The 19262-nt window shown below is 70.6% G+C and carries 15 protein-coding genes; 7 read left to right on the forward strand and 8 right to left on the reverse strand.

Features of this window, described 5'->3' with window-relative positions; translation table 11 throughout:
• Nucleotides 1-47 precede the first annotated feature (47 nt).
• The 5 genes from ACN6M5_RS01840 (at nt 48) to ACN6M5_RS01860 (ending at nt 8597) form a co-directional block, all read left to right on the forward strand.
• Nucleotides 48-842, forward strand: a complete 795-nt coding sequence (locus ACN6M5_RS01840) for a thioesterase family protein (RefSeq protein WP_434948303.1) — start codon at nt 48-50, stop codon at nt 840-842.
• Nucleotides 843-887: 45 nt separating this feature from the next.
• Nucleotides 888-1634 (forward strand): GntR family transcriptional regulator, encoded by a 747-nt coding sequence (locus ACN6M5_RS01845; protein ID WP_434948304.1) that lies wholly within the window; start codon nt 888-890, stop codon nt 1632-1634.
• A 205-nt stretch (nt 1635-1839) separates the two neighbouring features.
• Nucleotides 1840-4011, forward strand: coding sequence for an alkaline phosphatase family protein (locus ACN6M5_RS01850; RefSeq protein WP_434948305.1), 2172 nt, complete (start codon nt 1840-1842; stop codon nt 4009-4011).
• A gap of 87 nt (nt 4012-4098) precedes the next feature.
• On the forward strand, nt 4099-7425 hold the full coding sequence (locus ACN6M5_RS01855; RefSeq protein WP_434948306.1) for an InlB B-repeat-containing protein: 3327 nt from the start codon (nt 4099-4101) through the stop codon (nt 7423-7425).
• A 47-nt stretch (nt 7426-7472) separates the two neighbouring features.
• Entirely contained in the window at nt 7473-8597 is a 1125-nt protein-coding gene (locus ACN6M5_RS01860) for a hypothetical protein (RefSeq protein WP_434948307.1), read from the forward strand.
• Between the two features lie 21 nt (nt 8598-8618).
• Here the strand turns inward: ACN6M5_RS01860 and ACN6M5_RS01865 are convergent, their stop codons facing one another.
• Genes ACN6M5_RS01865 through ACN6M5_RS01875 form a run of 3 tightly spaced genes read right to left on the reverse strand, consistent with a single transcriptional unit; the run spans nt 8619 to nt 11485 of the window.
• Nucleotides 8619-9506, reverse strand: a complete 888-nt coding sequence (locus ACN6M5_RS01865; RefSeq protein ID WP_434948308.1) for an alpha/beta fold hydrolase — start codon at nt 9504-9506, stop codon at nt 8619-8621.
• Between the two features lie 48 nt (nt 9507-9554).
• Nucleotides 9555-10070 carry a hypothetical protein gene (locus ACN6M5_RS01870; protein ID WP_434948309.1) on the reverse strand — a complete coding sequence of 172 codons (516 nt, stop codon included), beginning with the start codon at nt 10068-10070 and terminating at the stop codon, nt 9555-9557.
• On the reverse strand, nt 10067-11485 hold the full coding sequence (locus tag ACN6M5_RS01875) for an MFS transporter (protein ID WP_434948310.1): 1419 nt from the start codon (nt 11483-11485) through the stop codon (nt 10067-10069). The genes ACN6M5_RS01870 and ACN6M5_RS01875 overlap by 4 nt, the downstream gene beginning before the upstream one ends.
• Nucleotides 11486-11623: 138 nt before the next feature.
• Between ACN6M5_RS01875 and ACN6M5_RS01880 the strand changes: the two genes are divergently transcribed.
• Nucleotides 11624-13480: a glycoside hydrolase family 15 protein gene (locus tag ACN6M5_RS01880; protein ID WP_434948311.1), complete on the forward strand. Its 1857-nt coding sequence runs from the start codon at nt 11624-11626 to the stop codon at nt 13478-13480.
• Here the strand turns inward: ACN6M5_RS01880 and ACN6M5_RS01885 are convergent.
• Entirely contained in the window at nt 13446-14588 is a 1143-nt protein-coding gene (locus ACN6M5_RS01885; RefSeq protein ID WP_434948312.1) for a hypothetical protein, read from the reverse strand. The two genes, ACN6M5_RS01880 and ACN6M5_RS01885, sit on opposite strands and share 35 nt — an antisense overlap.
• Before the next feature lie 74 nt (nt 14589-14662).
• Nucleotides 14663-15676, reverse strand: a complete 1014-nt coding sequence (locus ACN6M5_RS01890; protein WP_085369500.1) for an adenosine deaminase — start codon at nt 15674-15676, stop codon at nt 14663-14665.
• A gap of 63 nt (nt 15677-15739) precedes the next feature.
• Between ACN6M5_RS01890 and ACN6M5_RS01895 the strand changes: the two genes are divergently transcribed.
• Nucleotides 15740-16210 carry a ribosomal maturation YjgA family protein gene (locus ACN6M5_RS01895; protein ID WP_434948313.1) on the forward strand — a complete coding sequence of 157 codons (471 nt, stop codon included), beginning with the start codon at nt 15740-15742 and terminating at the stop codon, nt 16208-16210.
• On the opposite strand, the gene ACN6M5_RS01900 is transcribed toward ACN6M5_RS01895, so the two are convergent.
• Genes ACN6M5_RS01900 through ACN6M5_RS01910 form a run of 3 tightly spaced genes read right to left on the reverse strand, consistent with a single transcriptional unit; the run spans nt 16113 to nt 19209 of the window.
• Nucleotides 16113-17093: an NAD(P)H-quinone oxidoreductase gene (locus tag ACN6M5_RS01900; RefSeq protein WP_434948314.1), complete on the reverse strand. Its 981-nt coding sequence runs from the start codon at nt 17091-17093 to the stop codon at nt 16113-16115. The genes ACN6M5_RS01895 and ACN6M5_RS01900 overlap by 98 nt on opposite strands.
• Entirely contained in the window at nt 17093-18334 is a 1242-nt protein-coding gene (locus tag ACN6M5_RS01905) for an ABC transporter permease (RefSeq protein ID WP_434948315.1), read from the reverse strand. The genes ACN6M5_RS01900 and ACN6M5_RS01905 overlap by 1 nt, the downstream gene beginning before the upstream one ends.
• Nucleotides 18334-19209, reverse strand: a complete 876-nt coding sequence (locus ACN6M5_RS01910; protein ID WP_434952292.1) for an ABC transporter ATP-binding protein — start codon at nt 19207-19209, stop codon at nt 18334-18336. The genes ACN6M5_RS01905 and ACN6M5_RS01910 overlap by 1 nt, the downstream gene beginning before the upstream one ends.
• Between the last annotated feature and the right edge of the window lie 53 nt (nt 19210-19262).

Below are 19262 nucleotides of genomic sequence, written 5' to 3' on the forward strand. Positions count from 1 at the left end.
CGGGCGGGGGCGGCTTTTCTCGTCTCCGCCCGCCAGAATGGTGTGCGATGAGCGCATACTTCGAACGTCTCGACGACAGCCGTTTCCGTCCGCTGCCCGACGCCGGTGGGGCGTGGAACGATGCGGAGATCCACTTCAGTCCGCTCGGCGGCCTGATCGCCCACGCGATGGATGTGCACCGGGCGGCGCACGGTGCGGCCGGGATGTCTCTCGCCCGGCTCAGCTTCGACATCCTGGGGTTTCTCGCCGCCGACGTGTGCGAGATCGCGGTGGAGACGCTGCGTCCGGGGCGGACGATCGAGCTGGTGCAGGCGACCGTCGTCATCGCGGGGAGGGCCGTGGTGCTGGCGCGCGGCTGGTACACGATCGACTGCGACACCCGCGAGGTCGCCGGTGGCGAGTCTGCGACGTTCTCCGTGCCGGAGGAGGGGCACGAGTGGGGGATCGCGGACACTTGGCCCGGTGGCTACGTCGCGTCGCTCGAGATGCGCGCCGAGGAGCCGCCGCGGCCCGGGCGCGGGATGGCGTGGCTCCGCACCGATCGGGAGCTCGTGGCCGGGGAGGCCGTCAGCGCGCACGCCGCGTTCATCGCCCTGGTCGACACCGCCAACGGGATCGCCGTTCGCCAGCAGCCCGGCGAGTGGATGTTCCCCAACCTCGACCTCACGATCCACCTGCACACGCAGCCGACCGGGCGCTGGGTCGGGCTCGACACGACCGTCACGTTCGGGCCCACCGGGCAGGGGCTGACCAGTTCCGGACTCCACGACGAGCGGGGACCGGTGGGCAGTGCGGAGCAGACGCTGACTGTCCGGCGACCGGCGGCGCCCGGCTCCCGTTAAGGCCCGCGCCACCTCCCGGTCTCCCGGCCGCCGTACGCTCCTGGGGTGCCGCAGCAGAGTGAGAGCCCCCGCACCGTCGCGTCGCAGGACATCGCCGCCGACCTGCGGAGGCGCATCCAGTCGGGGGAGTTCGTGGCGGGGATGCGGTTGCCGAGCGAGGCGTCGCTGGCGGAGGAGTACCGGGTGACCAGGAGCCTCGTGCGCGGGGCGATGGCGAAGCTGGCGCGGCAGTCGCTGGTGCTCGCGCGGCCGAGGGACGGCTGGATGGTGCAGGCGCGGCACCACACCCAGGTGTTCGACAGGATGCTGTCGTTCGCCCAGTGGGCGGAGGCGGGCGGACGGGTCGCCGGCGGGCTGATCTCGGAACGGGTGCGGCGTGGGGCGGATGCGCGGGAGGCACAGCAGCTGGGGGTGCGGCCGGGGGAGCGCATCCTGTGCTTCACCAGGGTGCGGACGCTGGACGGGCTGGTGGTGATGGTGGAGCGGTCGGCATGGGCGCCGTGGGTGGCGGATGTGGTCGACGGGATGCCGGACGACGTGTCGTCGACCACGGCGGCGCTGGCGCTCGAGGGGATCAGGGTGACGTCGGGCAGCCACCGGATCGAGGCGGTCGCGGCGTCCACTCAGGATGCTGCGCTGCTGGGGGTGCGGCGGTCCAGCCCGCTGCTGCAGGTGTCGCGCACGACGGCGACGAGGGATGGCCGGGTCGTGGAGCTCGGGGTCGACCGGTATCTGGCCGGAACGATCGCGTTCGATGTGAACGCAGGGGAGAGCACCCGCGCGGTGGTGTGACAGTCGCGTCGCGACGCCGCATCGCGACGCCGTCCCGCGACGCCGCACAGCGACGCCGTCCCGCGACGCCCAGTGTGAACACTCGGCGCGCGAATTCGGCCGTGCACGCGCATCCGGGGCCTTCGGTCGCCTGGCGTTCACCGGCGGTTTCCTTCGGTTTGGTCGGCTGTCCGCGGCCTTGAACGAATCAGACACCAGGAGAGCCATGTCCAGCGAGCCGGAAGACTTCATCCCTGACCCGTACGAGCGCGCGGAGACCGTTCCTCCGGAGGTGCTGAGGTCCGGGCTGTCCCGGCGCGGGATGCTCAAAGCGCTCGGGCTGCTCGGCGGCGCCGCGGTGCTGGGCGGCACGACCGGTGCGGCGTGGGCGGGGCAGGCCGGGCAGGCGGCGGGCGCTGCGCGGCACGCGCCCGCGTACGTGCTGCCCGACGGTTTCGCCGGGGACATCAGCGACCTGAAGCACGTCGTCGTGCTCGTGCAGGAGAACCGTGCCTTCGACCACTACTACGGCGCCCTACCCGGCGTGCGCGGGTTCGAGGACAAGCAGGCGCTGCGGTTCCAGAACGGCACCGACGTGTTCTCGCAGCCGAGCGGGGCGTCGTTCGTGAAGCCGAGCAGGGTCACCACCGTCGCCGGCACGACGACCGGGCTCGACCACTCGTACTCCGGCGGGCTCGGCGCGTGGGCGGGCGGCCGGTACAACAACTGGATCGGGGCCAAAGGGCCGTCCACGATGAACTACGTCACCGGCGAGGAGATCCCGTGGCAGTGGTCGCTCGCCAGCGCGTACACGATCTGCGACGCCTGGCACTGCTCCGTGATGGGCCCGACCACCCCGAACCGGCTCTACCACTGGACGGGCACCTCCAACGGCGTCACGGACAACGGAGGGGAGTCCAACGGCACCCGCACCTGGCAGACATACCCGGAGGCGCTGCAGAAGGCGGGCGTCTCGTGGCGCATCTATGTCGACAACAGCAACAACGGCAGCAGCTGGGTCGGCGACTACACCGACAACCCGATCCGCGGGTTCGCGGCGTTCACCACCTCCGGCAGCACGGCGACCGACGCGGCCAACCGGGTGGATGCGGTCAAGAACGCCCCGGGGACCGGCCTCGTCTGGCGGGCGGGGTCGGCGCCGTACGCCCCGACCGGCGCCGCCAACAACGACAGCGACGCCAACCTGAACGCCGTGCTCAAGGACTTCATCGCCGCCTGCCAGCCCGGTGCGGCCCAGCCCCTCCCGCAGGTGTCGTGGGTGGTCGCGCCGTACGGCTGGACCGAGCACCCGTCGGCGAACCCGGAACACGGGGCGCACTTCAGCAACCGGGTCATCCAGACGCTGCAGAGCAATCCAGAACTGTGGAAGAGCACCCTGCTGATCATGACGTTCGACGAGAACGACGGATACTACGACCACGTCCTCCCACCGTTCGCCGAGCCGGGCACGCCCGGCGAGTACTCCGGCAGCACGCCCATCGGCTACGGCGCCCGCGTCCCGGCGATCCTGGTGTCGCCGTGGACTCGCGGAGGCTGGGTCAACAGCGAGACGTTCGACCACACCTCGATCCTGCAGTTCCTGGAGACCTGGACGACGGCGCTGGGCACCCCGGCGCTCAGCACCACCATCACGCAGTGGCGGCGCGGGATCAGCGGCGACCTGACGAGTGCGCTGGACTTCGCGCATCCGGTGGTGGACATCCCGTCGCTGCCGGACACCGAGGCGCTGGTGCAGATCGCGCGCGCAGGAGGAACGATCAGCACGCAGGTGCCGCCGGCGGACAAGTGGGACGGCGGCGCGCTGCGCCCCCGCCCGCTGTCGTTCCACCCGCACGGCACGTTCGAGGAGGACAGGGAGACCGGGACCGTGACCGCGCGGCTGAGCCTCGTCGGGGGCGCGGCGGGGAAGGCGGTCAGCCTGCAGGCGTTCCCCGACAAGTACCTGCCGTTCAGCAACACGCCGCACACGGTGACGGCAGCGTCGCCCGCGGCGTACAGCTGGGATGCGGCGGCGCACGACGGTCGGTATGCGTTCACCGTGTACGGACCGGACGGGTTCGTGCGCTCGCACGCGGGCACCGTGCTGCCCGCCGGGCAGGACAACGCGGGCGTGCCCCGGGTGGACGTCGCACTGGTCGCGGGGAGCGAGCCCACCCTCACGATCGCGCTGCACGACGACGGCCTGCAGCCGGTGCACTACACGCTCACCGCCAACGACTTCGCCGGAGGCACGCGCAGCGTGTGGGTGCACCCCGGCGCCACGGAGACGATCACCTGGCCGACCACGGACGGGTACTACGACGTGATCGTCACGGCGGCGACCGGCACCGGGTGGCAGCACCGGTATGCGGGGCGCGTGGCGCAGCTGACCGCGTGACCTGACTGGCGCAACGCGCCACCACTGCACCCGCACCTCACCGCACCACCACCGCCGACCCCGCCCGACCCGACTCCGGAGAACCCCATGACCGTGCAGAGCGTCATCAACCGCCTCGTCCCGCGCACCGTGGCGCACCGCATCCTGGCCTCCGTCGCAGCGCTGGCGGTGGCCGCAGCCGGAACCGGGGTGATCGTCGGCGTGGCGAACGCGGCGGCCGCGAGCCCCGCCTTCGATCCGCAGGATGCGATCACACCGGTCGCGTCGTACACGTTCGACGGCGACACGGGCTCCGTCGTCACCGACAGCTCCGGCAACGGGAACGACGCGAGCTGGAAGGGCACGCCGTCCTACGTCGGCGGGGTCTCGGGCAAAGCGGCCGTGGTCGGCGGTGGGGCCAACTACATCAAACTCCCGAGGGTGGCGGGGAAGACGGATGCGTCGTCCAGCTTCTCCTACGAGTTCTGGATCTCCGAGCAGTCGCGCACCAGCTACGGCCCCATCATCAGCAACCAGGACTTCGACTCATGCAACAACGCGGGCATCACCCTCTACAACCAGGCGACGGCCGGGGTGCTCGAAGCATGCTGGGGGAAGACGGCCGGCGGGACGAAGCAGTACGTGCACGGCATCTCCGGCAGCATCCTCAACGCCTGGCACCACGTCGCCGTGGTGATCGACCGCACTGCGAACACCGGGACGTTCTACGTCGACGGCGTGCAGAAGGCGACGGCACCCGCCGGGTCGATCACCGCATCCACGGCGTTCGACAGCGGGCTGGCGTTCAACATCGGCGGACTGAGCGGCAGTGAGAGCGACACCGGAGACGGGTACGTCAATGCGTCCGTCGACAGCGTCAACTTCTTCGACGCCGCCATCCCCGGCAGCCAGGTCGCCGCGGACTTCGCGGCGAGCAAGCCGACCGTGGTCACGTACACGGTGGCGTTCGACGGCAACGGCGCCGGGGGAGGGTCGACGGCGTCGCAGACGCTCACCACCGGTCAGACCGCAGCGCTGACCGCGAACGGGTACACCCGCGCCGGGTACCAGTTCCGCGGCTGGGCGACCAGCGCATCCGGAGCGGTCGTGTACGCCGACAAGCAGAGCGTCACCGATCTGGCGTCGGCGGCGGGAGCCACCGTGACCCTGTATGCGGTGTGGAACCGCTACCGGGCGCCGGGGGACTCGGTCGCGCCGATCGTGTCGTACGACTTCGACGACGACACCGGCACGACGGTGGCCGACAGCTCGGGCAGCGGCAACGTGGGTGCCTGGTCAGGCACGCCGTCGTACGGAGCCGGCATCTCCGGCAAGGCGGCATACGTGAACTCGCCGGCGGGAAGCGTCCAGGGTGTCAACTTCTTCAGCCTGCCGCTGATCGCGGGGCGCACGGATGCGTCGTCCAGCTTCTCCTACGTGTTCTGGATGAACGAGGCGGCCACCAGCTCCGACTCGCCGATCGTCTCCAACCAGGACTTCACCCACTGCTACAACAAGGGCACGACGCTCTACAACACCGCGGGCCAGCCGGGTGTGCTGCGCGCCTGCTTCGGCCGGAACGGCACCTCCACCGCGCAGAACTACCTTCCGCAGGTCAGCGGCAGCTCGGTCATCGGGGCGTGGCACCAGGTGGCCGTCGTCGCCGACCGCGCGGCCGGCACCATGACCACCTACCTGGACGGCCAGCAGACGGCGCAGAACGCCGGGCTGACAAGCGCGTTCTCCCTGGTGAGCGGCAACCCGTTCCGGGTCGGCGCCGAAGGCTCAGGAGCGGACACCGGGGACGGGTTCGTCAACGCATCCATCGACGACTTCGACTTCTACGACACCGCGATCGGCGCCGCCCAGATCCTCAACGAGTACACAGCGGCACTGCCCGCCACGACGCCGTCGGACAGCGGGGCCACCCTCGCCGCCGGATTCGTGACGGACACCTTCCGCGCGCCCGCCGTGCGTGCGGGCGGCGCTGTCGCTCAGCGCGTCGGCGGGCTCTGGAACGGCGCGGCGGTCACCGGATACTCAAAGGTCGCCGGCGACGACTGGCTCAGCGTCGCGGCGGACGGCACGGTCACCGGTACGGCTCCCTCGAAAGCTCCCGCCGACCCGGCGACCATCACCGTACAGGCGACGGACGGGAGCGCGAGCTCCCGCATCACCGTGGAGGTGCCGGTGCTCGGCGCCACCGACCCCGTGCAGCTCGCCGCGGCGACCTGGAACCTGTGGGATGCGGGCAGCCACGTCAGCGACGCGACGTTCAAGGAGCTCGCGGTGATCGCCGCCAACGGGCTCGACGTGATCGGGGTGCAGCAGGACGACGGCACGGTCGCCACCCGCCTCGCCAAGGCCCTCGGCTGGTACGCGGTCACGGGCGGCGACGGCGCGTCCATCGTGTCGGCGTACCCGGTGGATGCGGCCAGCAGCCGACGCGCGGCGGTCGCGGCAGCGCTCCCCGCCGTCGGCGCCACCGCCCACGTGCTCGGACGCGACGTGCGCCTGTGGAGCGCCGGTCTCGACGGAGCGGGCTACGGGCCGAACGCGGCCTGCCAGGGCGGAGTGACCGACCCGGCAGCGCTCGCCGCCGCGGAGAAGACGACGGCGCGCTACGACCAGGCGACGGCGCTCGCCGCGGCGCTGCGTGGCGACGCGTCCGCTGCGGGGAAGACCCCCGTCATCCTGCTCGCCGACCTGGAGTCTCCGTCGCCGGACGACTGGACGGCCGCGACGGCCGCGGCGCACTGCGGGGTCGGCGCTGTGGCCTGGCCGGTCCCGGCCGCGTTGACGAAGGCCGGGCTGACGGACACCTACCGCGCCGCGCATCCGGACCCGGCGGCCGCCGCGGGGAACTCGTGGTCGCCGATCGTGGCCACCGACCCGTCGACGGGCACGCCGGAGCCGCAGGACCGCATCGACTACGTCTACGCTGCGGGCGCCGACCTCGCCGTGCTCGGCTCGAACACGCTGGTGGCGGGGTGGCCGTCGCCGAGGAACGTCGCGGGCAACGCGTGGCCGAGCAACCACCGCGCGGTCGTGACGACGTTCCGGCTCGACCCGGCCGCGGTGAGCACGCCGACTCCCACGCCGACCCCGACTCCCACCGCGACGCCGACGCCGACCGCGACGCCGACGCCGACCGCGACACCGACGCCCACCAGCACCCCGACCGCGCCGGGCACTCCGGGGACCACCCCGACCCCCACCGCGACTCCCACCGACCCGTCCGTGCCGTCGCCGACCGGCTCGGCCGACCCCGGAGCGGCCCCCGCAGGCACGAAGCCGCCGCGCGGAGGCGACGACGCGCTGGCGTGGACGGGCTCGCAGCTCCCGATCGCGCTGATCGTGGCGGCCGTCGCGGCCATCCTCGTCGGGGTGATCGTGCGACGCAGGAGGTACGGGGCGAAGTCGGATCGCGGATAGACGGGCGCCTCCGCGGGGAAGACCGTCCCGTGCCGTAGGGTGTCGGCGTGAGCATCGACGCCGACACCCTCCTGCTCGGGCCGCGCGGACGACGCGCGTCGCTCATCGTCGCGGCGCGATCCAGCGGAGACGAGGCCATCTCGTCGACCCTTCTCGGCGCGGTGATGGAACTCGGCGGAGCGCTCGATCCCGCGATGGGCCACGGCAGGGTCCACCTGACCCTGATGGCACAGGGCGGAGACGGAGACGAGGACGAGGACGACCACGAGCCGTTCGCACCGATCACCACTCCCGATGACCTCGGTGCTGCCCTCCTGACCGCGCCCATCCACGACCACCTCATCGACCCGCTCGCCGTGCTCGACGAGGTGGTCGGAACCGCGCGCTATTGGCAGGAGCCCGAGGGAGAGGATTTCCTCACAGCCCTCCCCGCTCTCCGTCCTGCGCTGCTCCGCTCCGCCCGCGTGCTCCTCGCCCATCCGGATGCGCAGTGGTGGGACGAGCCGGTCGATCCCGCCGACCAGTGGGCCGTCGACTTCGATCGCGACGAGCCCCTGCAGACGCGAGCGGGCACGCCGGATGTCGGAGGCTTTCGCACCGCCGCGGTGGCCGAGGAAGAGCGCGCACGCCTCGACCGGCCGTCCGACGTGACCGCGAACTACTCGGGAACCTGGTGGTCCACTCCGCTCGTCTGGTCGGCGTCGTTCACGACGACCAGGAGCATCGGCGACCACGGGCCCGCTGGGCTCCGGCTGGTCGAGGACTCGATGGGCTGGGAGGCCGCGCACGCCAGGCGGGTGCGCATCCGGCCGTCCGCGCGGGTCTACGAGCTCCGTCGCGCAGAGGACTGGACTGAGCTGTGCCGTCGTTACCCGCTCGACGTGACCGCCTCCCGCCGGCACGACTGGTATCGCACGACGGGGAGGGACGGTGCCTGGGTGATCCCGGACTGGACCGCGGTCGCCGAGCAGTACGACGGCGTCCACCTGACCGCCGCCGCCTATCTGCAGGCCGCAGGCCGGAGCCTGCCCGTCGACGAGGAACGCGCATCCGTCATCGGCGGATGGGACCCGGATCAGACCTGGTGGTTCCGCGCGGACGTGCTGCGGTTCAGCGATGACGCGGGAGTCGCGTGGCGACGCGGGGGAGCGCCGGACTGGCGAAAGGTGTGACCGGCCGGCGCGCCCGTTCCGTCACACCGGCGCGGCCGCCCACGCGAACACCAGCGGCAGCGTCGCCAGCACCGACACGTGCCCGTCGCGTGGGCGCAGCAGCAGGTCGGCGTTCGGGATGCTCTCCAGCAGGGCGAGCGTGTGGGCGACGGGGACGACGCGGTCGGCCTTGCCGTGCACGAGGAGGGCTGGCGCGGTGATGTCCGCCGGGTCGAAGCCCCAGTCGGATACGTAGGCGACGTCGTCGTCGGACTCTCCAGCAGGTCCCTCCGCTGCTCCGGCCTGTGCGTCGGCGCCGAGCGGCGCCCAATCGGCGGAGAGCGCCGCCCAGTCGCGGTCGGTGAAGGAGGACTCGTCGAACTCGGCGTGCTCCGCGTGGCGGAGGCGCGCATCCCGGCCGAGCACAGCGGTGAGGAGCGCGTCGGGGGAGGCCATCCCGGCGAACCAGTCGTCGGACTCCCAGCGCGGGGCGAGCGAGGCGATCGTGGCCACGGCGCTGACCCTGTCCGGTGCCAGGGCCGCGCAGGCGAGCGCGTGCGGGCCGCCACCGGATGCGCCGACCGTCGCGAACCGGTCGATGCCCAGTTCGTCGAGCACCAGGAGGGCGTCTGCCGCAGCGTCGGCGACGCTGCGGTCCGGCCGTTCGGCCGAGCCCGGGTAGCCGGGCCGGGCGACGGAGACGACGCGGAGACCGGCGGCTTCCGCGGCGGCGGCGATGGGCGCGATGATCGCGCCGGTCTGCGGGGTGCCGTGATGCCAGAGCACCGTCGCGCCCGCCCCGGATGCTCCCGAGTCGAAAAAGCGGACGGTGCGGCCGTCCGGTGTGGTGAGTTCGCGCGCGCCGTCCGGCACGGACCCCTCGCGCTCGTCGGCCTCGTCGCCGGCGGTGCCTTCCTCCTGCATGGTCATAGCCGGATCGTACGCCTGGTCGGCCGCGGAGCAGAGGTTTGGCCGGACTCAGTGGATGACGGCCTTCAGCACGATCATCGCGATGCCGAACAGGGCCGTGGTGATGGAGCCGATGATCCGCACCGGCCAGGAGTCGCCACGCAGGGCGAACACGATGTAGCCGAGCACGGCGAGGATCGCGACGCCGAGCCAGAGCGCCGTCCACAGCGCGACCGTGTCGTCGACGATGCGCAGCCCGCCGAGCAGGAGCACGAACGACGGAGGGACAGCGGACGTGAGGAACCCGACCGACCGCCGCAGAGCGCGCTGGAACGACGCGGACAACCCTCCGCCGCCCTCCTCCACACCGTGGCCCGCGATGGTCCCGGCGTAGACGTGCGCCGCCCAGAAGACGATCACCGTGGTGAGCACCGTCAGGAAGACCTGCATCGAGGTGGCGTGGTACGACCCGGCTGCGACGATCATCCCGCTGACGAGCACGGTCCCGTACACCGACTCCTCGGTGATGTAGTCCACTCGCGCGCGACGGAGCGCGGCGTTCGCGGTGCGCGGCCGCGGTGTCATGTCGCCTCCCGGACGCCCGGTACGGGATGCCGAGCGCTCGCGTCCCTGGGCAGCAGCAGCGCGGCGACGAGTCCGCCGAGTCCGAGGACGGCGAGCACCGCCATCGCCGAGCCGTATGCCGCAGAGCCCGCGGCGACGTTGGCGATCAGGATGGTGCCGGCGATGGCCGTGCCGAGGGTGGAGCCGAGGTTCGAGACGCTGCGGGACAGTCCGGAGATCTCGCCCTGCGCCTCCTCCGGGAAGGCGGACTGGACCACGTTCACCGACGGTGTCAGCATCAGGCCGAGGCCGGCCCCGATGAGGAAGAGGCCGGGCACGAACGCCCAGTCGGTCGTCGTGACCGCGACGAGCCAGATCAGCAGCACGATGCCGGGGACGCAGAGCACGAAGCCGGTCAGGATGAGGCTCCGCTGCGAGAACCGCCGAGCCAGCCTGCCGGCGACCAGGGAGGTGAGGAGCAGCCCGACCGTCGCGGCGGTGAACAGCACCCCGGTCGCGATGGCGCTGTAGCCGCGGACCACCTGCAGGTACGCCGACACCGTGAAGGACGTGCCCATCAGCAGCACCCACTGCACGTTCTGGGTGACGAGGGCGATGTTCGACAGGCGGTTGCGGAACAGCGAGGTCGACAGCAGCGCTTCCTTCCCTGCGTGCTCGCGCCGCCGCACCCACCAGAAGAACAGCGCCAGGATCACGATCCCGGCGACGATGAGCGTCACCATCAGCGGCACGCTGTTGTCGGCAGCGAGGATGCCGAGCACGAGCACGAACAGGCCGAGCGCAGAGAGCACGGCTCCGACCACGTCGAACGGCCGCGTCGGATCGGCCGGGATGGGGTCGGTCAGTCTCCTGCTCAGCAGCAGGATGACCACGATGATGAGCGCCTGGAAGAGGAAGGCGGCACGCCAGCTGATCGCGGTGGTGATCAGCCCGCCGATCAGCGGACCTGCCGCGGCCCCGATGCCGCCCAAGCCGCTGATCACGCCGAACGCCCACGCCCGGGTCGGGATGTCCGACAGGTAGACCGTGGTGAGGATGTAGACGGGAGGGATCAGCAGGGCGGTGCCGACGCCCTCCAGGATGCTGTTGCCGAGGATCAGAGCCCACAGCCCCGGCGATGCGGCACTCACGAGCGCACCGGCGCCGTAGACGATGAGTCCCAGCGTGAAGCAGCGCTTCCTGCCGATCTTGTCCGTGAGCTTCCCGGCGGGGATCATCAGCGCCGCCATCGTCAGCAGGAACAGCGTGATGCTGATCTGAACGCCCTGCACCGTCGTGTCCAGATCGCGGGAGATGTCGCTGATCATCACGTTCATGTTCGACCCGGCGAAGCTGCAGATGAACTGCGCGAGAGCCAGGGGCGCGATGAGCCGTCGCACGTCGGAACGGGACGTGCCGGTGAAGGATGCGGTCATGACGACCTCCTGCCGGAAAGGTGGACTTTCCGCTGGCACCGGATCATAGTCCTCGCCCGCTGCCCGCGGATATCCCCCCACTGGCCACCGTCGCCCCGCCGGGTCTATAGTGAGCGCCATCGTCCGAGGAGGGCTCCCATGACGGAGACACCGAGACATGCATTCCCCGATATCGCAGAGCACGGACTGATCGGCGACCTGCAATCCGTGGCACTGGTGTGCACGGACGGGACCATCGACTGGTTCTGCGCCCCGCGCTTCGACTCTCCAGCGGTGTTCGCATCGCTGCTGGACAGGGAGAAGGGCGGATACTTCCGCATCCACGCCGTCGACGACGACGTGCGGGTGAAGCAGATGTACTTCCCGCAAACGGCCGTGCTGATCACCCGGTTCATGAGCGCATCCGGTGTCGCCGAGGTGATCGACTTCATGCCGCTGGCCGACGACCCCACCGTCGCCACCGACGAGCGCCGCATCCTGCGCGGCATCCGCGTGGTCAGGGGCGAGGTGAGCTTCCGGCTCGAGTGCCGCCCGCGGTTCGACTTCGGGCGGCGGACGCACACCGCATCCACCGCTCCCGGGCGGGTGGACTTCGACGACGGGCAGGCGGGAGCCGCACTGCTCGGGCTCGGTGACGACACTCCGGATGCTGTGGCGCTCGCCGCGGGGGACGTCGTGCTGGAGTTCACGATGTCGGCGGGGCAGCTGCGGCTGTTCGCGTTCCACACCGCCCCCGGCGACGACGCGGACGGACTCACCACGCAGCACGGGCAGGAGCTGTTCCGGCAGACCGTGGAGTTCTGGCGAGACTGGCTGCGGGTGAGCACGTACACCGGCAGGTGGCGGGAGGCGGTGGAGCGCTCGGCGATGGTGCTCAAGCTGTTGCAGTACGCGCCGAGCGGCGGCCTGGTCGCCGCGCCGACCGCCGCGCTTCCCGAGCAGCTCGGCGGAGTGCGCAACTGGGACTACCGGTACACCTGGATCCGGGACGGTTCGTTCTCGGTCTACTCGCTGCTCGCGCTCGGGTACACCGACGAGGCCGTCGCGTTCGCACTGTGGGTCGCGGACCGCGTCGCCGAGCAGGCGGGGGAGGCCTCCGGCCCGCTCAAGATCATGTACAGGATCGACGGCTCGTCCGACCTGCAGGAACTGGAGCTCGACGGCTTCGAGGGCTACGAGGGCTCCCGGCCGGTCAACGTCGGCAACGGCGCGGCCGACCAGTTGCAGCTCGACATCTACGGCGAGGCGTTCGACGCTCTGTTCGTCACCGAGAAGTACCGCAGGATCGGGCATCCTGGCTGGGCCAAGCTGCGCACGGTGCTCGACTGGCTCGCCGAGAACTGGGACCAGCCGGACGAGGGCGTCTGGGAGACCAGGGGAGGCCGCAAGGACTTCACCTACGGGCGGATCATGTGCTGGGTGGCGTTCGACCGGGCCATCTCCATCGCCAGGGAGCGCGGCCTTCCCGCTCCCCTGGAGACCTGGATCGGCGCCCGCGACGCCATCTACGAGCAGGTCTTCACCCACTGCTGGAACCCGGACAGGAAGGCGTTCGTGCAGTATCCGGGCACGGACGTGGTGGATGCGATCACCCTGCTGATGCCGCTGGTCGGCATGATCTCCCCGCACGACCCGATGTGGCTCTCCACACTCGACGCGATCGGCGACGAGCTGGTCACCGACAGCCTGGTCTACCGCTACAACCCCGCTGCATCGCCGGACGGGCTGCCGGGGGAGGAGGGCACGTTCTCGCTCTGCTCGTTCTTCTACGTGATCGCCCTGGCCGACGCCGACCGCATCGAGGAGGCCCAGTACGCGTTCGAGAAGATGCTCACCTACGGCAACCACGTCGGGCTGTTCGCTGAGGAGATCGACCCGGCCGGGCGGCAGCTGGGCAACTTCCCGCAGGCGTTCACCCACCTGGCCCTGATCCGCGCGGCCATCGTGCTGGATGCGGCACTCACCCGGCAGGAGTCGCGGCGCCAGCGCCCGTGACGGGCTCCGCCCTCGGCGCACCGGACGCTGCTCCGCTCACCCGCAGGTAGACGATGAGCCAGCTGAACACCACCACCCCGGCCACCAGCTCCGTCGCCGTGAGCACGTAGTACCCGACGACGTAGAACAGCAGCATCACCACGATGGTGGCGAAGAACACGTAGCCGAGCACGAAGAACGACGCCGGCGCCTGGGGGAGCGCAGCGCGCACCCAGAACACGACCAGCGAGAACGTCAGCACCATCCCGACGGCGGACACGTTGTGCAGCACGGCGGAGACGTTGAGCGGGAACAGCCCGACCCCGGCGAGCAGCACGCCGATCAGGATGAGCGCCACCCGCACCCGGATGAGCGCCGCCCTGCTCCTGCGCGCCTCCGGCCGGTCGTCGGCGGGTGCCACCAGCTCGCGCGTGTCCGTCGCATAGCGGGCCAGGGCAGTGACGATCACCCCGGCGATGATCAGGGTCAGGTTGAACGAGAGCGACGACACGCTGCTCGACATACCGAGAGCGCTGAGATGCAGCATCCACCAGTGCGGGTCCGGCGCGCTGAGCATCGCGGTGAGGATGCCCACGATGACGAAGACGGCGAGCACCGTCGACAGGCGCATCAGGTCCATCTGCACGGACGACAGGAAGACGATGTACGCGGTGACGGCACAGGCGACCGCGGCGAGGGCGGCGGCGGACAGGAAGTAGACCGTCGCATCCTGGAACCCGTTGTCGAGCACGGCGCTGAGCGCGAGCCAGCCGAGGAGGGCGATCACGCCGTGCGCGAGGGCGATCACGACGGTGTCGAACACGTCGGCGGCGGTGGCCCGGCCTGCCCGGTTGCCCTCGGTGCTCGCGGCGGCGGGCGCGCGGAACGGCCGCGGTCCCTCCCGCGTCCACAGACGTCCAGCGACGTAGGCGAGCGCCGCGATCACCCCGGCGGCGATGGCGACGAATTGGCCGAGGGAGTCCGGGCCCGCGATCGCGAGGCTCGCTCCCCAGAACAGCGGCAGGGCGACGACGAGCGCAAGGACGAACGCCCCTCCACCAGCGACGATGGCGGCGCCTTCCGCGCTCAGCAGAGGTGCACGTCGTGTTCCAACTCCGGTGCTCGCCATCGCATCACCCCGTCAGCAGTGCGCTCACTGTACCGCCGCGGACGGGCGCTGGGCTAGAGCCCTGTTCCCAGAGGTCAGCCGCGCCAGGCGTCCACCTCGTCGAGCAGCTCCTGCTTGCGGTCGTCCGACGCGAACGACGCCTCGATGGAGGTGCGCGCGAAGCGCTCGGCCTGCTCGCTCGTGACGCCGAGCGCATCCCGGACGGCCACGAAGTTGTCTCCGATGTACCCGCCGAAGTATGCCGGGTCGTCCGAGTTGATCGTGACGGGCACCCCTGCCGCATCCAGCCGGAGCAGTGGATGCTCGTCCAGCGTCGCGACCGTGCGCAACCGCAGGTTGGACAGCGGGCACATGGTCAGCGCGATCCGCTCCTCGGCGAGGCGTGCGACCAGCTCCGGGTCGTCGACGGCGCGGATGCCGTGGTCGATGCGCTCGGCGCCGAGCAGGTCGAGCGCCTCGCGGATGTACGACGCAGGACCCTCCTCCCCGGCGTGCGCGACGACGTGCAGGCCGGCATCCCGTGCCGCGGAGAAGACGTCCTGGAACAGCGACGGCGGATAGCCGACCTCTGCGGAGTCGAGGCCCACGCCGATCAGGTTCTCGCGGCGGCTGAGGCCGGCGTTGAGGATCTGGTCGGCGGATTCGACCGGCTGGTCGCGCAGGAAGCTGAGGATGATGCCGCCGGTGATCCCGAGGTCGCGCTCGGCCTCCTCCAGCGCGCCGGAGATGCCGTCGATGACGGTCTCGATGCGCACGTCGCGGGCGGTGTGCGCCTGCGGGTCGAAGAACAGCTCGACGTGGCGGACGCCCTGCGCGGCGGCGGTGGTCAGATAGCGCCTGGTGAGCTCGGCGAAGTCGTTCTCGGTGCGGAGCACATCCATCGTCGCGTAGTAGAGGTTGAGGAACGACTGCAGGTCGTCGAACTCGTAGAGCGCTGCCAGCTCGTCCACCGACGAGTACGGGAGCGAGACGCCGTTCTTGCCCGCCAGCTCGAAGACGAGGTCGGGTTCGAGCGTGCCCTCGATGTGGAGGTGCAGTTCGGCCTTCGGCAGGGCGAACAGAGCGGAGTCGGAGGCAAGATCGGTCATCCTCCGATTTTGTCATCCCGGGGAGGGACGTGCCGACCGGATGCGCACCCATAGCCTCGGAGGATGAGCACGAGTAGCCTGTCCCGCCGCAGCAGACTGTCCCGCCGCGGCCGCCTGGCTGTCGCGTCCGCGTGCATCCTGGTCGCCGGGCTCGCCGTGCACGCTCTGGCGGACGGTCCGGTCGGCGGATTCGCCGGGGACGCCCTCTACGCCGCCCTCGTCGCGATGATCGTGGCGTTCGCCGTTCCGCGGGCGGCCCGGTGGGTGGCTCCGGTGGTGGCGCTGGCGTTCTGCTGGGCGATCGAGGTGCTCCAGCTCACGCCGCTGCCGCGCGCGATCGAGGTGGCGGTGCCCGGCAGCTACTTCGTCTTCGGGTCGACCTTCCAGTGGATCGACCTCGTCGCATACGCGGTGGGCGTCGCCGTGGTCGCTGCGGTCAGCCGACCTGCAGCAGGATCTTCCCGAGATGCGCGGACGACTCCATCCGGCGGTGCGCCTGAGCGGCGTCCTCCAGAGGGAACACCGAGTCGATGACCGGGTGGATGCGGCCGGCCGCCAGGTGCGGCCAGACGTGTTCACGCACTCCGGCGATGATCGCCACCCGTTCGGCGAGCGGCCGTGCCCGGAGCGTCGTGCCCCAGATGCGTGCGCGCTTGCTCATCAGCAGGCCGGTGTCGATGGATGCCGGGGTGCGGTCGCGCGTCGCGATCGACATGATGCGCCCTCCGACGGCGAGGGCGTCCAGGTCGCGGGCGATGTACGCGCCGCCGACGATGTCGAGCACCACGTCGACGCCGCGTCCGTCCGTCACGTCGCGCACCACCTCGACGAAGTCGCTCTCGCGGTAGTCGATCGCGGCCTCGGCGCCGAGCGAGCGGCAGAACTCCACCTTCACCGGGCTGCCGGCGGTCGCGATCACCGTCGCCCCGAACACCCGGCCCAGCTGGATCGCCATCGAGCCGATCCCGCTCGACCCTCCGTGCACGAGCAGGGTCTCGCCCTCAGCGAGCCGGCCGAGCTGGAACACGTTCGACCAGACGGTTGCAGCGACCTCCGGAAGTCCTGCAGCTTCCACGAGGTCGACGCCCGGAGGAACAGGGAGCACGAGGCCGGCGTCCGCGGTCACGTATTCGGCGTATCCGCCTCCCGGCAGCAGCGCGCACACCCGGTCGCCGACGGCCCAGCCGTGCACGGACGAGCCGACCTGGTCGATCTCGCCCGACACCTCGAGCCCCGGCCACTCCGGTGCTCCTGCCGGCGACGGGTAGTACCCGCGGCGCTGCGACAGGTCGGCGCCGTTCAGCCCGGCCGCCGTCACCCGGATGCGCACCTCGGTCTCCGCCGCGACGGGCTCGGCCACCTCCGCGACGGTGAGGACGTCCGCGTCTCCCGGGGTCGTGACGACGACCGCGCGCATCAGGATCGCGCCCCTGCCGAGTTCGAGCGGCGGCTCAGCACATCCCGGATCTTCACCTTGTTGGTGTACTCGATCGAGCCGTAGCGGAACAGGCGCACCGCGATGCGCAGCACGACGGCGGACAGCACGAACAGCTCGACGATGATGACGATCGCCTGCCAGAGCGGCAGCGTGCCGAACGCATTCAGGATCAGCGCCGTGATCGGCGCGGTGTACGGGAAGAACGCGAGCACCTGCACGAGCGCCGACTGCGGGTTGCTGATCGCGAACCCGGACGCGTAGAGCGGGATCACGATGGAGAAAATCACGATCGAGAACAGCGGGGCGGCGTCCTTCGCGGTCGGCATCACGGCGCCCACCGCCACGAGCGTCCCGGTGAACAGCGCGAACCCGCCGATCAGGATGAGCGCGCCGACGATCATCTTCTGCGGCTCGAACACCAGCCCGGACAGGTCGAGGCTCGGGATGGAGAGCTGCTCCCGGAAGAACAGGTAGCCGACCACCACGGGCAGCGCGAACACCGCCATCTGGATGATGCCGATCATGAACAGCGAGATCACCTTGCCGACCAGCAGGCTGGTGGGGTTGATGGTGGTCAGGATCATCTCGGTGACCCTGTTCTCCTTCTCCTCCAGGGTGGAGTTCAGCATCTGGTTGCCGAGGAAGACGATGACGATGAAGAACGCCACCAGGAAGATCAGGGCCGGGATGATCGCCTCGAACCCGGGAGCGACGGCGCCGTCCTTGAACGTCGTGGTCGAGGTCTGCACCTCGCCGCGCAGCACGGCGACATCGGTGGGGGAGTCGATCCGCTTCTCCACGCTGGCGGAGAGCACGCTCTCCGCCGCCGACGAATACTTGGCGTTCTGCAGCAGCCCGGCGTCCGCGCCGTAGACCTTCACGGTCTGCTTCGCCGGGTCGGCAGGGAAGTCGAAGAAGGCCGCTGAGCTGCCGGACTTCACGGCGTCGATCCCGGATGCGCTGCTCTCGGCGGGCGAGCCGCCCAGCTGCCGGGCGACGGAGGGGTCGACCAGCCCGGACGCATCCACGTACTGGAACTCGAAGCGGGCGTTCTTCTGGGCGTCCGCCGTCTGCGCCGTGGACACGTTGGAGGCGACGACGAGGCTGATCAGCGCGATGGCGAAGATCGGCACGATGAGCGTGATCGCCCAGAACCGGCGCTTCGACACGGTGCGGAGGAACTCGAACGAGACGACGGTCCCGAGGTTGTGCTGAGCCATCAGTCTGCCTCCCTGCTGTCTGCTCCGTACACTTCGACGAAGATGTCGTCGAGCGACTTCCTGGTCGGTGCGAAGCGGGTCACGTCGAGCCCGGCATCCACGAGGGAGCGGAGGATCGCGGCGGTGTCCGCGTCGTTGGCCACCTCCAGCTCGGCGTGGCCGCCCACATCCCGGGCGATCGTGTACGCGGGGGAGGAGGGGATCGTGCCGTCGTGGTCGACGTGCACGACCGTGCCGCCGAACTGCTCCTGCACCTCGGCGACCGTGCCGTATGCGCGCGAGACGCCGTCCTTGAGGAGGATGACGCGGTCGCAGAGCCGCTCGACCTCCTCCATCTGGTGGGTGACCATCATCACGGTGGAGCCCGAACGCTTCTGGTCGTCGATGATGTCCATCAGCAGGCGGCGGTTGACGGGGTCGAAGCCCTTGGTCGGCTCGTCCAGGATGAGCAGTTCCGGGTCGTTCATGATCGTCACGCCCAACTGCACCTTCTGCTGCTGGCCGCCGGAGAGCTTGTCGAGGCGCACCTTCTCCTTGTCGCCGATGCCGACCCGTTCGAGGTAGCCGCGGGACCACCGCCTCGCCTGCTCCTTGCCGAGGCCCTTGAGCTTGCCGAAGTAGACCATCACGTCGATGACGGACTCCTTCTTGTACAGCCCGCGCTCCTCCGGGAGGTAGCCGAGCCTGTCGCCGGCCTCCGGGCTGAACGGGCGGCCGTCGATGTGGAGAACGCCGGCCGTCGGCTGGTAGATGCCGAGGAGCGCGCGGATTGTGGTGGTCTTCCCCGAGCCGTTGCTGCCGAGGAAGCCGAACGTCTCCCCGCGGGCGATGTCGAAGGAGAGGTCGCGGATGACGGTGGTGCGGCCGAAATCCATCCGGAAGTGGTCGATGTGCACGAGTGGTTCCTGCGTCGGACTGCTCACGCATC

Origin of the sequence: Leifsonia araucanica (genome assembly GCF_051161895.1) — a bacterium.
In the GTDB taxonomy this organism is placed as follows: Bacteria; Actinomycetota; Actinomycetes; order Actinomycetales; family Microbacteriaceae; genus Leifsonia.

Excerpts from the sequence above, each read along its gene's own strand:
- ACN6M5_RS01840 (WP_434948303.1), top strand. The coding sequence starts at position 48 with ATGAGCGCATACTTCGAACGTCTCGACGACAGCCGTTTCCGTCCGCTG.
- ACN6M5_RS01850 (WP_434948305.1), top strand. The coding sequence starts at position 1,840 with ATGTCCAGCGAGCCGGAAGACTTCATCCCTGACCCGTACGAGCGCGCG.
- ACN6M5_RS01855 (WP_434948306.1), top strand. The coding sequence starts at position 4,099 with ATGACCGTGCAGAGCGTCATCAACCGCCTCGTCCCGCGCACCGTGGCG.
- ACN6M5_RS01865 (WP_434948308.1), bottom strand. The coding sequence starts at position 9,506 with ATGACCATGCAGGAGGAAGGCACCGCCGGCGACGAGGCCGACGAGCGC.
- ACN6M5_RS01870 (WP_434948309.1), bottom strand. The coding sequence starts at position 10,070 with ATGACACCGCGGCCGCGCACCGCGAACGCCGCGCTCCGTCGCGCGCGA.
- ACN6M5_RS01875 (WP_434948310.1), bottom strand. The coding sequence starts at position 11,485 with ATGACCGCATCCTTCACCGGCACGTCCCGTTCCGACGTGCGACGGCTC.
- ACN6M5_RS01880 (WP_434948311.1), top strand. The coding sequence starts at position 11,624 with ATGACGGAGACACCGAGACATGCATTCCCCGATATCGCAGAGCACGGA.
- ACN6M5_RS01885 (WP_434948312.1), bottom strand. The coding sequence starts at position 14,588 with ATGGCGAGCACCGGAGTTGGAACACGACGTGCACCTCTGCTGAGCGCG.
- ACN6M5_RS01890 (WP_085369500.1), bottom strand. The coding sequence starts at position 15,676 with ATGACCGATCTTGCCTCCGACTCCGCTCTGTTCGCCCTGCCGAAGGCC.
- ACN6M5_RS01895 (WP_434948313.1), top strand. The coding sequence starts at position 15,740 with ATGAGCACGAGTAGCCTGTCCCGCCGCAGCAGACTGTCCCGCCGCGGC.
- ACN6M5_RS01900 (WP_434948314.1), bottom strand. The coding sequence starts at position 17,093 with ATGCGCGCGGTCGTCGTCACGACCCCGGGAGACGCGGACGTCCTCACC.
- ACN6M5_RS01905 (WP_434948315.1), bottom strand. The coding sequence starts at position 18,334 with ATGGCTCAGCACAACCTCGGGACCGTCGTCTCGTTCGAGTTCCTCCGC.
- ACN6M5_RS01910 (WP_434952292.1), bottom strand. The coding sequence starts at position 19,209 with ATGGATTTCGGCCGCACCACCGTCATCCGCGACCTCTCCTTCGACATC.